Annotated in this window: 12 protein-coding genes; 9 read left to right on the top strand and 3 right to left on the bottom strand. The window is 52.5% G+C overall.

Annotated elements, in window-relative coordinates:
• The first annotated feature begins 40 nt into the window (after positions 1–40).
• The 4 genes from MKX70_RS22870 to MKX70_RS22855 all read left to right on the top strand — a co-directional run bounded on the left by MKX70_RS22870 (position 41) and on the right by MKX70_RS22855 (position 6,934).
• The gene (locus tag MKX70_RS22870) at positions 41–1,681 is read left to right on the top strand and encodes an extracellular solute-binding protein (RefSeq protein WP_445323712.1); all 1,641 of its coding nucleotides are present in this window, start codon (positions 41–43) and stop codon (positions 1,679–1,681) included.
• Positions 1,682–1,818: 137 nt separating this feature from the next.
• The gene (locus MKX70_RS22865; protein ID WP_340840808.1) at positions 1,819–3,384 is read left to right on the top strand and encodes a response regulator; all 1,566 of its coding nucleotides are present in this window, start codon (positions 1,819–1,821) and stop codon (positions 3,382–3,384) included.
• A gap of 1 nt (position 3,385) precedes the next feature.
• Positions 3,386–5,104, top strand: a complete 1,719-nt coding sequence (locus tag MKX70_RS22860; RefSeq protein WP_340840807.1) for a cache domain-containing sensor histidine kinase — start codon at positions 3,386–3,388, stop codon at positions 5,102–5,104.
• A gap of 42 nt (positions 5,105–5,146) precedes the next feature.
• On the top strand, positions 5,147–6,934 hold the full coding sequence (locus tag MKX70_RS22855) for a glycoside hydrolase family 36 protein (RefSeq protein WP_340840805.1): 1,788 nt from the start codon (positions 5,147–5,149) through the stop codon (positions 6,932–6,934).
• A gap of 113 nt (positions 6,935–7,047) precedes the next feature.
• Here MKX70_RS22855 and MKX70_RS22850 read toward each other — a convergent pair whose 3' ends face one another.
• Both MKX70_RS22850 and MKX70_RS22845 read right to left on the bottom strand, forming a co-directional pair.
• Entirely contained in the window at positions 7,048–7,230 is a 183-nt protein-coding gene (locus tag MKX70_RS22850; RefSeq protein WP_340840804.1) for a hypothetical protein, read from the bottom strand.
• 137 nt (positions 7,231–7,367) lie between these two features.
• Positions 7,368–8,045: a GntR family transcriptional regulator gene (locus MKX70_RS22845; protein WP_039292670.1), complete on the bottom strand. Its 678-nt coding sequence runs from the start codon at positions 8,043–8,045 to the stop codon at positions 7,368–7,370.
• A 210-nt stretch (positions 8,046–8,255) separates the two neighbouring features.
• Here MKX70_RS22845 and uxaC point away from each other — a divergent pair, with 210 nt between their 5' ends.
• On the top strand, positions 8,256–9,665 hold the full coding sequence (uxaC, locus tag MKX70_RS22840; protein ID WP_340840803.1) for a glucuronate isomerase: 1,410 nt from the start codon (positions 8,256–8,258) through the stop codon (positions 9,663–9,665).
• A gap of 492 nt (positions 9,666–10,157) precedes the next feature.
• Here uxaC and MKX70_RS22835 read toward each other — a convergent pair whose 3' ends face one another.
• Complete coding sequence (locus MKX70_RS22835; RefSeq protein WP_331281919.1) at positions 10,158–10,991, bottom strand: helix-turn-helix domain-containing protein; 834 nt, start codon at positions 10,989–10,991, stop codon at positions 10,158–10,160.
• A 159-nt stretch (positions 10,992–11,150) separates the two neighbouring features.
• Between MKX70_RS22835 and MKX70_RS22830 the strand changes: the two genes are divergently transcribed.
• The 4 genes from MKX70_RS22830 (at position 11,151) to MKX70_RS22815 (ending at position 15,311) form a co-directional block, all read left to right on the top strand.
• Positions 11,151–12,314 (top strand): Gfo/Idh/MocA family protein, encoded by a 1,164-nt coding sequence (locus MKX70_RS22830; RefSeq protein WP_340840802.1) that lies wholly within the window; start codon positions 11,151–11,153, stop codon positions 12,312–12,314.
• A 70-nt stretch (positions 12,315–12,384) separates the two neighbouring features.
• Entirely contained in the window at positions 12,385–13,161 is a 777-nt protein-coding gene (locus MKX70_RS22825) for a sugar phosphate isomerase/epimerase family protein (protein WP_340840801.1), read from the top strand.
• Entirely contained in the window at positions 13,158–14,246 is a 1,089-nt protein-coding gene (locus MKX70_RS22820; RefSeq protein WP_340840800.1) for a Gfo/Idh/MocA family protein, read from the top strand. The genes MKX70_RS22825 and MKX70_RS22820 overlap by 4 nt, the downstream gene beginning before the upstream one ends.
• A 39-nt stretch (positions 14,247–14,285) precedes the next feature.
• The gene (locus tag MKX70_RS22815; protein WP_340840799.1) at positions 14,286–15,311 is read left to right on the top strand and encodes a Gfo/Idh/MocA family protein; all 1,026 of its coding nucleotides are present in this window, start codon (positions 14,286–14,288) and stop codon (positions 15,309–15,311) included.
• The last annotated feature ends 36 nt before the right edge of the window (positions 15,312–15,347 follow it).

Here is a 15,347-nt window from a genome sequence, read left to right as displayed (position 1 = left end):
GTTACTTAATTTGAAACGGACGACCAAACGATGGACACAAATGACGGTTGCATTATGCACGGTGCTGCTGATGGCCGGGTGTGGCGGAGGGAATAACGCGGCAGTTCAGGGTACGGCAGAACCCGTTAAAGAACCGGCGGCAGCCACTGCTGCAGCGGAAACGGCGGTACCCGCAACTACGGAGCCTTCCACAGACGCAGTAAGCACAGTGAAGCCGGTAACCTTCAGCTATTACAGCAATTATGACTGGGATACTACGGAGCAGTGGGGCGCCGACTCAACCACGCGCTGGATTGCCGATACCCTTAAGGTCAATATGACTCCCGTTCAGTCAAGCGGCGCTGCCGAGACGAAGTTCAGCACCATGATTGCTTCAGGCAGTCTGCCGGATGTCATTATGACGGACCGCGGTGCGAGTGTCGAGCGTCTGCGGCAAGGCGGAATGCTGGTGGCACTGGATGATTATCTCGACAAATATCCGAATCTTAAGAATAACGCCGGGGAAGCCACACTCGGTATGCTCCGCTCAGACGACGGCAAGCTGTACCAGTTCCCGAACTGGTATACCTCAAGCCCCAACGGCAACGGCGGTTGGATCATCAACAAGAAAATTTATAAAGAGCTGGGCTCGCCGAAGCTGGAAACCTTCGATGATCTGTATGCCTATCTGAAGCTGGTGAAGGAGAAATACAGTGATGTTGTTCCGCTGGAGGTTGGAGCCAAAGGCCGGGGCATTGATACCATGTATGGCGGATGGGCGGAGAACAAACCTTATCTGACGAGAGCTAATCCTGTGGGCAATGAACTGAAGTCGATCTTTGAAGACCCGATTTTCATTGAGAACATGCAGTATGCCAGCAAGCTGTTCCGCGACAAGCTGATTTCACAGGATGTATTCACGCAGACCGGCGACCAGATTAACGAAAAGCTGAAAACAGGCCGCGTCGCAGTATACGTGGATGGCGATGTGGTCAATCCGGGCCGGGGAGCGGACGGTGCCCTGAAGGCTACCGATCCGGAAGCGGGCTATGAGATCATCTGGCCGATCCACAAAGCTGGCCTGGATGCCACCAAAATCACTCCGAATAATTACAATTCCCTCGGCTGGAATGTGCTTGTTATTACGAAGAATGCCAAGGACCCTGAAGCGATCTTCTCCTATCTGGACTGGTTAACCGGAGAGGAGGGCCAGCGTATTATCAACTTCGGACGTAAGGGGCTCTACTGGGATGAGACTGACGCAGATGGAGTACCGATTCTGAATGCCGGGGGTCTTAGCACAGAGCAGGCAGGAAAAGACAAGGAAAGAATCGGCCGCTTCAACTGGGTAGGCAATACGACATTCATCGATCAGACCAAAGCCAAGATGGATGCGCAGCTGCCGGCTGACAAGCAGAATTGGACGACGCTGGCACAGCAGAAAGTGACCTGGAAGACTTCCCGAAACTTTACGGAATTCGTGAACCTTGATCCGCTTCCGGATTCGGAAGAAGGAACCATTGCCACTGCCGTTAACGATATCTATCAGGAGGCTTTTGCCAAGACGCTGTATGCCAAGAGTGATGAAGAGGTGCTGAGCCTGATTAACCAAGCGAATGAAGACGCCTCAAAAGCGGGTTACGGTAAGCTGCTGGCGTACCAGACGGAAAGATGGCAGAACAACCTCAGCAGGATGAAATAACAATAGAGTCTGCCTGGGGCGTGGGGTATACTGAAGCCAAGTATACCCCATTATTTGGGAAGGGGCTGCCTTCCGCCTTAAGGGGATAACCTCCGCTCTTGCGCCTTGGCAGCAAGCGGTCTGAAGGAGGGGATGGAATGTATAAGGTGCTGCTGGTTGACGATGAGCTGCTGGATCTGAAGGGTCTGCAATACTTCATGAACTGGGAAGATATGGACATGGAAGTGTGTGCAGCCGCAAGCAGCGGCTTCGAGGCGCTTGAAGTGCTGGAAGCGCAGCAGGTGGATATTGTCGTTACGGATATCAAGATGCCGATTATGACCGGGATGGAGCTTGCCCGCAGAGCACTTGAGCTGAATCCGATGCTGAAGATTGTTTTTGTCAGCGGTTATGAGGATTTCCAGTATGCCAAGCAGGCCATTTCCATGAGTGCCTGCGGTTATATTCTGAAGCCTGTGGACGATGAGGATATGCGGCGGACGTTGATTGATGTGAAGGAGGCCCTGAACAAGGAACGGGCGCATAGCCATCTGGAGCATTATTTCTCGGAGTCGGAACCCCTGCTGAAGCGTGAGCTGTTCATGCAGCTTCTCGATGGAACACCGGATGAGGACCGGGTATTGCCGCTGCTTCAACGCATGGGGATTGCATGGCAAAGATCCCGCCTGTACACCGCTCTGCTGGAACCAGATGACCTGGCCTGGAAGCTGAACGGATATAGTGAGGAGGCCCAAGCGGCAGTAGAGCAGCAGCTGAGCCTGTCGGTTGAACAGTTCTGTGCGATGGAACGGATTCAGGTCTGCAGACTGGATCAGTTCCATTTTGCTCTAATCCTTGAAGAACGTGTAGAGCATGGACGGCTAAGGGAATTCATTCATCATGCGGTCAGCGGAACTCCGCTGACAGTGACCATAGGAGCCGGACCGCTGGTGAACAGTCTGAAGGAGCTGCATTTCTCCTTCCAGCGGGCCAAGGAAGCCCTAGGATTGAAGCTGTTCCTGGGCAAAGGCAAGCTGATACTGCACACGGATGCCAGAGGGCCGGTTACGGCTGAAGCTAAGGATCTTGATGATATTCTCCAGGCCTTGTTTCAGGCCATGTCCTCTTACCGGCTGGTTGCCATCGACGATTGTAATGAGGAGCTGTTCGTGTGGGTAGGGCATATGGAGACCAAGCTGGAGATCTATCAGCTGTTTCTGCATGTGGTGTCGAAGCTCGATGCTTATTTGCATACGATTAATGAGGACTTCTACGGGGTGCTCGGACTGGACCGGAAGCATCTGAGCATTCTCTACCATTTCGAGACTACCCAGGATATGAAATCCTGGCTGCGCCGCCGTATGTTCGAGCTGTCGGAGCATTTGCAGCGTAAACGGCAGGGCAAGAAACGCAAGCTCGTACAGGAGATTGAAGCTTATATAGAGGAACGTCTGGAGCACAACGTGATGCTGCGGGATGCTGCCAATCATTTCTCCTTCTCGCCCAATCATCTGGGACAGATTTTCTTTGAAGAGAAGGGAGTCTATTTCTCCGACTATGTCTCCTTAAGACGGCTGGAACGGGTGAAGCTGCTGCTTGGTGACCCGAAGCTTAAGGTTTATGAAGCTGCCCAGCGGGTCGGCTATAAGAATCTGTCCCATTTCAGCAAGCAATTCAAGGATTATTACGGAGTCAGCCCGGGCGACTACAGGAGACATCTGTAAGATGTGGCGCAGGCTAAGCATGCCCTACGGATACAAGCTGATTCTGCCTTATGTGTTCTGCCTGCTGGTAGCTGTGGGTACGGTAGGCATGTTCGCCTACAGTCATTCCGTGAACTCGCTCAAACAGAAGACGAGGGAGAACATACAAGGCACACTGCAGCAAATGCGGGATAACATCACCTACCGTACGGATAATATTGAACGTATATCCAGCACTTTATACTATAATTTCAATCTGCAAAGTGCCCTGCGGCGCTATGATCAAGGCTGGTACAGCTATGAGACCATGACGAAGACCCTGATGCCTACGCTTGAGAATCTGCTCAATTACACGGCAGGTAATGTCGGACTGTCGCTATATCTGGAGAATGACTCCATTCCTGAACTATACTACAGCGAGATTGGACCCAATCCGCTGCTTTCGACCAAACGTTACGAAATTTTTCATGTACAAAGAATACGGAAAGAGAAATGGTACCAGGCTCTTGTGATGCCGGAAGCTAAGGCCGGTACCGGACAATGGCGGCAGGTTCTGCGCGATGAGGCGAATGGCAATATCTCGCTGATCCAGCGGCTGGATGATATTCAGAAGCAGCGGAGCATGGGTCTAATCCGGGTGACCGTTCAGATGCAGGATCTGCTGGATTCGGTGGATTACCGCAAGATCGGCGAATATGCCACTCTTGTGGTGACCGACCGCAGCGGCAGAATGGTGCTGGAATCTTCGCCGGAGACTGCTGATTCCGGCACCTTATATTCCAGCGGTAACCGGCTACAGCTGAGTGAACCGCTGAACGGTGTGGGATGGGTGCTGCAGGCCTATATTCCGAACAGCCAGTTCGATGAGAGTGCAAACGAAGTGCGGAGAATGACTCTGCTGGTCTGTCTGGCCAGCGCGCTGGTCCTGGCCTGTCTCGGCATCGGAGTATCCAGCTATTTCACCCGGCGGATTCAGAAGATCGTCGGATCGCTGAACGCTTTTCACGATGGAGACTTTCACAAGAGAATTAAGTATAAGGGCAATGACGAACTGGCACAGATTGCGGTAGCCTTCAACCGGATGGGCAGCAATATCGAAGAGCTGATTCATAAGAATTATGTTGCCAATCTTCAGAAAAAAGAAGCGGAGCTGGAATCACTGCAGGCGCAGATCAATCCGCATTTCCTCTACAATACACTCTCCTCGATCAATCGTCTGGCCCAGTTCGGAGATATTCAGAAGCTGCACACCCTCGTTCAGGAGCTGGCCAAGTTCTACCGGCTGTCTTTGAACCGGGGCGGAATTATCACAACCGTGGGCAATGAAATTGAGCATGCCAAGGCTTATATTGCCATTCAGGGCATCAAATACGGGGAGCGGATGTCGGTATATTACGATATTGACCCCGGGGTGCTGGAGTATGCGACGGTGAAGCTGATTCTGCAGCCGATGATTGAGAATGTGCTGGAGCATGCCTGGTTCGGCAGCACCATCGGAATCCGGCTGGTAGCGGAGAAGAGGGAGGACAGCATCATCTTCAAGATTATAGACAATGGGGTAGGCATGAATGCGGATACCATCCGGCAGATTCTGGCCCCTGAGGGGACCCGGATCGGCTACGGCATCCGTAATGTAGATTCCCGGATTAAGCTGCATGGCGGCAGTGAATACGGAGTGCTAATCGCCAGCCGTTCCGGAATTGGCACCTGTGTGCAGATTTCGATTCCCTGCCGGTTATAACCGTATAAGCGGATAATTGGCTATGAAGGAGCTTGGACCGTAATGAAGACCATTCGCACGGGAGATTACGAGATTCTTCTTGAAGGAAGCAGTCCGGACTTTCAATCTCAGCTTCATGTGGAGCACGGAGTAGATGGCGTTACCTATACTGTCCTGACACTCAGTGCTCCTGTTCCGGCAGCTCCCCCCAAGCTAACCCTTCGCTGGTGCTGCCAGGCCATTGATATTCAAGGAATGTGGCATCCGGCAGCGGAACGAAACAGGGGACTGGTTCCTGATTGGCGGGAGGGGTTCCTGTCCAGATCCACTTTCTCTGCACCGGTTGTCAGCCTGTATGGTAGCAGGGGGAACAATGCTCTGACCTTTGCCTGCTCCGATGTCTTGAATCCGCTGGAGCTGCGTGCGGGACTGAATGAAGAAACGTCCAGCTTTCAATGTGCTGTAACGTTGTTCGCAGGCGATGTCTCTCCCTTAACTCATTATGAGCTCATCCTGCGGCTGGATTCCCGCAGCGTTCCTTACTATGAAGCACTGGGCGCAGCGGGGAAATGGTGGGCAGGCTTGAAAGGGATTGAGCCGTCCCCGGTTCCTGATACTGCAAGGGAGCCGGTGTATTCCACCTGGTATAGCTTCCATCAGCAGCTGAAGCCGGAGACCATAGAGCTGGAGTGCAGACTCGCAGGTGAACTGGGCTGCGGCTCGGTAATTGTGGATGACGGCTGGCAGACGTCGGATGAAGCCCGGGGGTATGCGTATTGCGGAGACTGGAAGGCCAGCCCGGACAAAATCGCGGATATGCAGGCTCATGTAGCCCGTGTCCATGACCTTGGCATGAAATACCTGCTGTGGTATGCCGTGCCGTTCATCGGCAAGCATAGTGAAGCCTGGCTGCGCTTCAAGGATAAGTTACTCTACTATAGTGAGAGCTTCGGAGCAGGCGTGGCCGATCCCCGTTATCCGGAAGTCCGGGAATATATAATTTCCTTATATGAGCAGGCATTGCTGGAATGGAATCTGGACGGCTTCAAGCTCGACTTCGTGGATAGCTTCTATACGGCCCGGGAGGCGGACCAGAAGGATGACGACGGGGGCAGCCGGGATACAGGCTCGGTTCCGGAAGCCGTCGATCTGTTGTTAAGCGGAATCCTCTCCCGCTTGCGGCAGCTGAAGCCGGATATTCTGATCGAATTCCGCCAGAATTATACCGGACCGCTGATGCGCAAATACGGCAATATGTTCCGGGCAGCAGATTGTCCGAACGATGCCCTGCAGAACCGGATGCATACAATCGATATCCGGCTGATCTGCGGGGATACCGCGGCACATGCCGATATGCTGATGTGGAATCCGGAGGAACCGGTCGAGGCAGCGGCATTGCAGTTCATTAACATTCTGTTCGCTGTGCCGCAGATATCTGTACGGCTGGATACTCTGCCTGAGCCGCATAAGGCTATGCTGGGCTTCTGGCTAAGCTTCTGGCGCGAGCACCGGGATGTATTGCTGGACGGCAGATTGGAGCCGGTGAGTCCCGAGCTGCTGTATCCGCTTGTCATCGCCCGCACCGCGCAGAAGTGGGTGTTTGCCGCTTATCATGATACAGTGATCCCTTTAGCAGGGGATTTGCCCGGGCTGGTTCTGGTAATCAACGGGACGCTGAACCCGCGCCTGGTACTGGAGCTGGACCGCGATCCGGGTCTGCTGCTCGTGAATATCCGCGACTGCCGCGGAACTGTTATTGCGGACCACAGGCTGGTGTGGAAGAAAGGTGTGCATGCACTGGAGGTTCCGCCGGCAGGGATAATCATGATTCGGCCTGCCCCGAATAGCTGAATAATTGTTCTTACAATACGGCCGGTCCCCCACATGTATTCCAGTGGAGGACCGGCCGTATTGAAGCTGTTCTGCTCTGGCTTCTGCTTGCTGATTAACTGGAGCAGAGTATATCAATCCAGCAGCTTCCCGATAAAGACCCGCATAGCCAGTGTATCTGGAGCATTCTTCTGCCGGATGATCCGGAAATCCCGTTCAGTCAGTGTATGCCTGATTCTTAGTTCACTTAATTCGCCGCTGGCCAGCTCTTTGCGTACTATCCAGCCGGAACTTTGGTCATCGGCGAACTCAGACATAGGTATCCAACCCTTCTCTAATGTAAGTATGATCCTAAATAGGACGAAGTCTGTTTACTATCGGGCATCATTACCCGCCGGGCGGGGCTTCTATTCAGTTCCTCGGATTCCTTTTTAAATGGACGGCAGAGTCGTTTCTACTTGTAGTACTGCGGGTATTTCTCCATCAGCATCTCCTGATCGGCAATGGTTAAGGCCATATGCTCCTGCATCATATGATCACCCTGCGAAACATCATGTGTCTGAATCGCTTCATAGAGGCAATAATGCTGCTGATACAGATGCTCCCAATTATGATCTGCCGTAAGCTTAAGCATCCGGCTGCGGTTCAGATGGACCTTGATCTGCTGGACGACTTCCCAGGTGTTCTTCTTGCTGCAGCCTGTAAAGATCAGATGATGGAATTCTTCATCCAGCATGAACATTTCTTTATAGTCCTGATCTTCAATGCAGAGTCTCTGTTTATCCAGATTCGCCTTTAGATCTATAAGATGTTTGGCCTGAAAAGAGCTGCAGGCCTCGCGCATAACCGCCCGCTCCAGATGCTCGCGCATGAAGCGGGCTTCTTCGACGAGTCCGGAATCAATAAGAGAGACAACCGTTCCGCGCTGGGGATAGACATCGAGCAGGCCCTCTTGGGCCAGCCGGACGAAGCTCTCTCTGACGGGAGTGCGGCTAACATTGAATTTAAGTGAAATTTCTTTCTCCGAGATGCTGGTGCCGGGAGGCAGCTCCAACAGCAAAATCTGATTCTTCAAAGAACGATACACGATGTCCCTTGTGGAAACCGCTTGTGTACCGATAATGTATTCCATCGCGTAGCCCTCCTGTTAAGTTGTTCAGAAGCACTACCATACTACCATACAAGTATGGTAGTATGGTAGTGCAAACAGGCAGAAACGGCTAATACCGTCCTCACCAGGACAGGAATCCTCTTCTGCGGGAAAGATAAGAACGTTATATTGCGTGTAGCTTATACATTCTTATCTTCTAAAATACGGTATGACGAAAGGCTGGAGAACACATTGAGTACCTCACCTTTTATTCATGAAGATTGGCTGCTCCTCAACAAAAGTGCGCAAACCCTGTACCATGACTATGCCCAAAAAATGCCGATCTACGATTTCCACAGTCATCTGAATCCTCAGGAGATCAGCAGCAACCGCAAGTTCCGCAATATTGCCGATTTGGCGTTATCGGGGGACCATTACAAGTGGCGTGCGCTGCGCTGGCTCGGTATTGATGAACAGCTGATTACTGGGAACGCTCCGGACAAAGACAAATTTATGGTCTGGGCACGTTCCGTACCCGAGATGCTGGGCAATCCGCTGTACCATTGGACACATCTGGAGCTGAAGCGCTACTTCGGCATCGATGAGCTGCTCTCGGCCGATAACGCGGAGAGTGTCTGGCACCGCTGTAATGAACAGCTGCAAGGAGACGGCATGACTACACAGGGCATCCTTAAGAAGCAGAATGTTGACGTCGTCTGCACAACGGATGATCCGGCCGATTCACTGGAGCATCACATTCTTATTAAGAATGACAGTGCACTGGAGACCGTGGTTGCTCCAACCTTCAGACCGGACCGGGTGCTGAATATCCGCGATGAAGGGTTTGCCGGCTATGTTGCCACGTTAAGTGAAGCCAGCGGACTGGAAATTCACTGTTATTCCGAATTCATGAAGGCTGTGACTTCGCGGATCGATTATTTCCACAAGCATGGCTGCCGTCTGTCGGATCAGGCCTTCGGTGAGCTTCCGCACGCCCATTCAACCGAACATGAAGCAGCTTACATATTTGCCCGTGCCTTCAAAGGCGAGGAGATCAGCGCCCAGGAGGAACAGAAGTTCCAGAGCTACACACTGCTCAAATTAGGCCGGCTCTACCACGAGCGGGGCTGGAGCATGCAGCTGCATATCGGGGCGCTCCGCAATAACAACTCACGGATGTTCGATGCGCTTGGCAAGGACAGCGGCTTCGATTCGATTCTGGACTTCAATATGGCACGCAGCTTGAACGCCTTGCTGAATGATCTGGATGCCAGCGGACAGCTTCCGAAGACCATTGTGTATACGCTGAATCCGTCACAATACGAGATGATTGCCACATCGATCGGTAATTTCCAGGGCTCTGGGATCAAAGGCAAAGTGCAGATGGGCTCAGGCTGGTGGTTCCATGATCAGAAGGAAGGCATGCTGCAGCAATTGAAGGCGCTCTCCAGCATCGGGCTGATCAGTCCATTCGTCGGCATGCTGACCGACTCCAGAAGCTTCCTCTCCTTCACGCGACATGAATATTTCCGCCGGATTCTCTGCAACCTGTTCGGCACATGGATTGAAGAGGGCGATCTGCCGCGTGATTATGCTTTTGTGGGCCGGACGATCGAGAACATCTGTTACAACAATGCCGAGACATATTTCGGGATTAAATAGTATGTAGCTACAAAAAGGAACAGTCCTATCAGCCATCATATGGCTTGGGATGGTTCCTTTTTTTCATTTGGAATAACCTTTGGAGTATTGCTGTTTTTTGTGCTTATATATGGACCCCTATTAAGTTGTGCTCAGAGACTCTGCCGGAAGCAGTTGGATAAATGACATCTAATTCTGCAGGAATAACTAATTCGGCTAATCTAGTTGGAAAAACAACACTTACTTCTACTGAAAATAGGAAAAGTTAGAATATTCGCAGAATTAAATGCTGAAAATCCACTTACTCGCCTTTGAATGGGAGAAACGGGATAATTAAGTGCCGAAAATCCAACTAGCATTCCTCGGAAGCGGTTTTTTGCCTAAAAGTCGGGTCCAGCGAAGTAACGCCGCACGTTCTGAACTGCTGGATCTTATATCAGCTATCGCAGTCTTAGCTGGAATGGAGCAGAGCATTCACCCAAGGCGCATATGATTATCGTACCCCAAGCCCCCCTACTTCGTACTGCTCCGGTAAGCAGAAGGAGAAACGCCAGTAGTCTTCTTGAATACCTTGGAGAAATGGGCAAGCTCCATGCCGACCTGCTCAGCGATATTGGAGATGCTGAAATCGGTGTAGGAGAGCTGTCTTTTAGCGAGCTCCATCCGTTTCAGCTGAACGTACTGCATCGGGGGAACGCCGATGAATTTCTTGAAATAGGGAATGAAATAGTTCGGATGCAGATGAACGAGCTCCGCCAGCTCTTCCACATCAAGCGGACGCATCAGGCGCTGGTCAATGTAAGTCAGCACATTCGCCAGCTTCCCCTGATCGCTGGTATGTGTCAGGTCATCCAGGAAATTGCTGTAGCCTCCCGATTCCAGACACAGCGCCAATAGCGTGAGCAGCGAAGCCTGAGTCCGCAGAGTCGCCAGAAAACCGGTATCCTGAAACAAATCAATCATTTCCGTGAAAATCGCCCTTACCGCATCCGGATCCGGCACATCGCTGATGTAGAGCTTATTCGCAGAATGAAACAGCGGCCATTCCCCGATCTGCGCATCGAAATGGCAATAGTAGCGCGTATAAGGATCATTCGGCGAGGTGTCCGTGGTCTGGGTAGAGCCAGCCGGCATGATCATTAATTGTCCGGGCTTGGGATAATACGCCACGCCGTTGATGATCACTTTGCCTTCGCCGGAATCAATATAGTACAGCCGGTTGAAGGAAGGGGTCTCGTTTGTCCTATTCCATCCGGGGTATCTGCTGGTTAACTGGGCATGCGTAACGGTAACGGTCAGATTCTGCAGCAGGCGTCCGGTCAGGTTTCCGTTGGCATTCATATTCATAGGTTTAGCTCCTTTACAACGCTCATACATTCATTATACCGCTTTCATTTATCTAATACATCTTATTATTATACAAAAACACCTTAATTACAGTCATGTTCAGCGGGGGCGATTAAGGTTATCCTCATATCATAAACTGTAATAGGAAGTGATTGGGAGATGGAAAAGGTACGATTTGGCATTATCGGAGTGGGCAATATGGGGCGAGCGCATGCGCAAAGCCTGCTGAGTGATATTAAGGGGGCCGAGCTGGCAGCCGTTTGTGACAGCAACCAGGAAAGGCTGGACTGGGCGGAGGAGCATTTGCCGGATAGAGTGCAGCGGTTCAGTTCACCGGAAGAATTGTTCAAGTCTGGCAGCATTGATGCTGTGCTGATTGCCACACCGCATTATGATCATCCGCCGCTGGCGATTGAAGCGCTGGGGTACGGGCTGCATGTTCTGATTGAGAAGCCCGCAGGCGTCTACACCAAAGCTGTTCAGGAGATGAACGACGCTGCTGCGAGGTCTGACCGCAAGTTTGGCATTATGTACAACCAGCGGACCAACCCGCTCTACCAGAAGCTTAGAGAGCTGATCAAGTCAGGGGAGCTGGGGGAGATCCGGCGGACGAACTGGATTATCACCAATTGGTACCGCTCTCAGAGTTACTATGACTCCGGCGGCTGGCGGGCGACCTGGGGCGGAGAAGGCGGCGGCGTACTGCTTAACCAGGACCCGCATCAGCTGGATCTCTGGCAGTGGACGACCGGAATGATGCCGAAGCGGGTACGGGCTTTTTGCCACTTCGGGAAGTACCGCAACATTGAGGTGGAGGATGATGTGACTGCCTATGTGGAATATGAGAACGGCGCAACGGGGCTGTTCATCACCACCACAGGGGAAGCGCCGGGCACTAACCGGTTCGAGATCACAGGCGACAACGGTAAAATCATAATCGAAGACGGGAAGCTTACGTTCTTCCGCCTGCGCACACCGGAGCCGCAGTTCAATGCTGAATTTACAGGAGGATTCGGAGCACCCGAGTGCTGGAAATGCGAGATTCCGGTTGCCCCTGGTGAGGGAGATCAGCATAAAGGCATTCTGCGTAATTTCACCAATGCCATTCTTCATGACGAGCCTCTCCTGGCGCCTGGAGAAGAGGGGATTCACGGACTGACACTGTCCAATGCGATGTACCTGTCAGCATGGACCGATAACTGGGTAGACCTGCCGATCGACAGCGACTTGTTCCACGAGAAGCTGATGGTGCAGGTGCAGAACTCTACTTTTCAAAAGGCGCCTGTCAGCCAGAAAGCCCTGGATGTATCGGGAACCCACTAGCATCACTCTTTAATCTGCAGGTATAGCATCATCTAACCAATTCAAACTAATCTAGGAGTGGATGAATGAAATGGAGCGTTCAACGATTGCCGCACAAATGTATACCTTACGTGAATTTACCCAGACCCCGGAGGGGTTAAGAGAAAGTCTGCGGAAGGTGAGTGAAATTGGCTACCAGGCCGTGCAGATCTCGGGGATTGGACCCATTGACTCCCAGCTGGTGAAGGAGTATGCGGATGAATACGGCTTGAAAATATGTGCAACGCATGTCCCCTGGAACCGGCTGGTGAATGATCTGGATGCGCTCGCGGCTGAACATAAGCTGTGGAACTGCAAGTACATCGGCCTTGGCGCACTGCCGGCAGAGTATCAGACCAGCCAGGAAGGCTACCGCACCTTTGCCAAGCTGGCTTCCGGAATCGCGCGTACGCTGAAGGAGCAGTATGGCCTGCAATTTGTCTATCATAATCATGATTTTGAATTTGAACGGTTCGAAGGCATGACGGGTATGGAGATTCTGCTGCAGGAAAGTGATCCGGAGGTTTTTGGCTTTGAGCTCGATCTGTACTGGGTTCAAGCCGGAGGCGGCGATCCTGTAGAGTGGATTCATAAAGTGAAGGGCAGAATGCAGGCGGTGCATTTCAAAGATATGACGATTCTGTCGCGCAAACCGGTTTTTGCCGAAATCGGCCAGGGGAACATGAATTACGGAGCGATTATTGAAGCCTGCCGCAAGACAGGTGTGGAATGGCATATCGTGGAGCAGGATGTGTGCCAGCGTGATCCGTTTGAGAGCCTGGAGATTAGTCTGAACTATCTGCACGCCAAGCTGGAGGTTGAAGCATGAGCCGCAAGGACGGAATGATGTATGCCCCGGTACATGAGGCCAAGCCTGTTGTGGGCCCCGGTGAATTCGTAATTGCCGCACTGGCGCTGGATCACGGGCATATCTACGGGATGTGCAACGGGCTTGTGGAAGCGGGAGCACAACTGAAATGGGTATACGATCCTGACCCCGAGAAGGTGAAAGTGTTCCAGAACACCTATCCCGGCGTCCGGGCCGCACGCTCGGCTGAAGAGATTCTTGAAGATCCTGAAGTACGGCTCATAGCGGCGGCGGCGGTTCCTTCGGAGCGGGGTCCGCTGGGTCTGCGCGTCATGGCGCACGGGAAGGATTATTTCACGGACAAATCACCGTTCACCTCACTCGATCAGCTGGCAGCAGCACGCCTTCAGGTAGAGCAGACACAGCGGAAGTACATGACGTATTACAGCGAAAGACTGCATGTGGAGAGCGCTGTCTATGCCGGTCACCTGGTGCAGCAGGGAGCCATTGGCCGTGTCCTCCAGGTAATAGGCATGGGACCTCACCGGTTAAATGCGAATAGCCGCCCGGAATGGTTCTTCCAGCGTGACAAGTACGGAGGCATTCTCTGTGACATTGGCAGCCACCAGATTGAGCAGTTCCTCTTCTATGCAGGCTGCCGCGATGCGAAGGTATTGCACAGCAAGGTAGCCAATTACAACAATCCGGCGTACCCGGAGCTGGAGGATTTCGGAGATGCCACGCTGGTTGGCGATAACGGGGCTACCCAATATTTCCGGGTGGACTGGTTCACTCCGGCGGGTCTGGGAACATGGGGGGACGGACGGACCATTATTCTAGGCACGGAAGGGTATATCGAGCTGCGCAAATACAGCGATATTGGCCGCTCCAGCACCCCTGACCATGTCTACTATGTGGACCGTGAAGGAGAACATTATGAACATGTAGCAGGTAAAATCGGCTTTCCGTTCTTCGGCGAGCTGATCCTGGACTGCCTGCAGCGTACAGAAAATGCCATGACCCAGGAGCATGCCTTCAAGGCGGCCGAACTATGCCTGGAGGCGCAGCGTCAAGCGCTCAATCTGACCCCGGATACTCTCAAATAGTTGCATGAACAGCTACTAGAAGAACGGAAGGTGTATAAGATGAATCCAATTGGAGCAGCGATTGTCGGCTGCGGTGCGATTGCTCCGCTGCATGCCAGGGCCATTGCTTCTATAGATGATGCGCGGCTGCTGGCCGTGGTGGACAGTGATCCCGTTCAGGCGGCACAATCCGCTCAGGATTATGGATGCGAAGCCTTGACGGATTACAGGCAGCTTCTGGAGCGGTCGGATATCGGTATTGTCCATTTGTGCACGCCCCATTATCTGCATGCCGGGATGGCGGTGGAACTGCTGAAGGCCGGCAAACATGTGTTAACCGAGAAGCCGATGGCGCTGGATGTACCTTCTGCCCGGTTCATGCAGGCAGCCGCTGATCAAGCGGAGGGGCAGCTCGGTGTAGTTTTCCAGAACCGTTACAATGACCCTTCGGTCCGGATCAAGACAATGATAGATTCCGGCGAATTGGGAGCCCTCATTTGTATGAAGGGGGTAGTTACCTGGACCCGTAGTAGCGATTATTACAAGAATAGCAGCTGGAGAGGACGCTGGGCTACTGAAGGCGGAGGTGTGCTCATCAACCAGACTATTCATACCCTGGATCTGCTGCAATGGTTCGGCGGTGAAATTTCTTCCGTGAAGGGCAGTGTCACAACCGATGTGCTGAATGAAGTCATTGAAGTGGAGGACAGTGCGCATGCATGCATCAGCTTCAGGAATGGTGCGCGCGGACTCTTTTACGGTACCAATGCTTATGTGGTGAATTCTCCGGTTGAACTGGAGCTGGTCTTCGAGCAGGGAACGCTGCTGCAGCGCCGGGATTGCCTGTATCTGTTAAAGGACGGGCAAGAGACGCTGCTCAGCGAACCGGCAACCGGCAGCACCAAGGGGAAATCGTATTGGGGGAGCGGACATTCACGGTTAATTGATGATTTCTATGCCCATATCCGTGATGGCCGAAAGTTCTGGATTGACGCAGCGGAAGGAATTAAGACGCTTGAACTGATCGAAGGGATCTACATGTCCTCGACGAGCAGAACTGGGTTGACTGCAGGACAGTATGTGTAGAATGAACGGAATAAGATGATACGTAGTACCCTCATA

The sequence above is a fragment of the Paenibacillus sp. FSL R7-0312 genome (assembly GCF_038004445.1).
In the GTDB taxonomy this organism is placed as follows: domain Bacteria; phylum Bacillota; class Bacilli; order Paenibacillales; family Paenibacillaceae; genus Paenibacillus_AQ.
The sequence above is the reverse complement of the archived record's forward strand: the minus strand, read 5'-3'. Positions and strand labels throughout refer to the sequence as shown.

Bases quoted from the DNA above. Each gene is read 5' to 3' on its own strand.
- MKX70_RS22865 (WP_340840808.1), top strand. From the start codon at position 1,819: ATGTATAAGGTGCTGCTGGTTGACGATGAGCTGCTGGATCTGAAGGGT.
- MKX70_RS22855 (WP_340840805.1), top strand. From the start codon at position 5,147: ATGAAGACCATTCGCACGGGAGATTACGAGATTCTTCTTGAAGGAAGC.
- MKX70_RS22860 (WP_340840807.1), top strand. From the start codon at position 3,386: ATGTGGCGCAGGCTAAGCATGCCCTACGGATACAAGCTGATTCTGCCT.
- MKX70_RS22830 (WP_340840802.1), top strand. From the start codon at position 11,151: ATGGAAAAGGTACGATTTGGCATTATCGGAGTGGGCAATATGGGGCGA.
- MKX70_RS22815 (WP_340840799.1), top strand. From the start codon at position 14,286: ATGAATCCAATTGGAGCAGCGATTGTCGGCTGCGGTGCGATTGCTCCG.
- MKX70_RS22820 (WP_340840800.1), top strand. From the start codon at position 13,158: ATGAGCCGCAAGGACGGAATGATGTATGCCCCGGTACATGAGGCCAAG.
- MKX70_RS22845 (WP_039292670.1), bottom strand. From the start codon at position 8,045: ATGGAATACATTATCGGTACACAAGCGGTTTCCACAAGGGACATCGTG.
- MKX70_RS22835 (WP_331281919.1), bottom strand. From the start codon at position 10,991: ATGAATATGAATGCCAACGGAAACCTGACCGGACGCCTGCTGCAGAAT.
- MKX70_RS22870 (WP_445323712.1), top strand. From the start codon at position 41: ATGACGGTTGCATTATGCACGGTGCTGCTGATGGCCGGGTGTGGCGGA.
- MKX70_RS22825 (WP_340840801.1), top strand. From the start codon at position 12,385: ATGGAGCGTTCAACGATTGCCGCACAAATGTATACCTTACGTGAATTT.
- MKX70_RS22850 (WP_340840804.1), bottom strand. From the start codon at position 7,230: ATGTCTGAGTTCGCCGATGACCAAAGTTCCGGCTGGATAGTACGCAAA.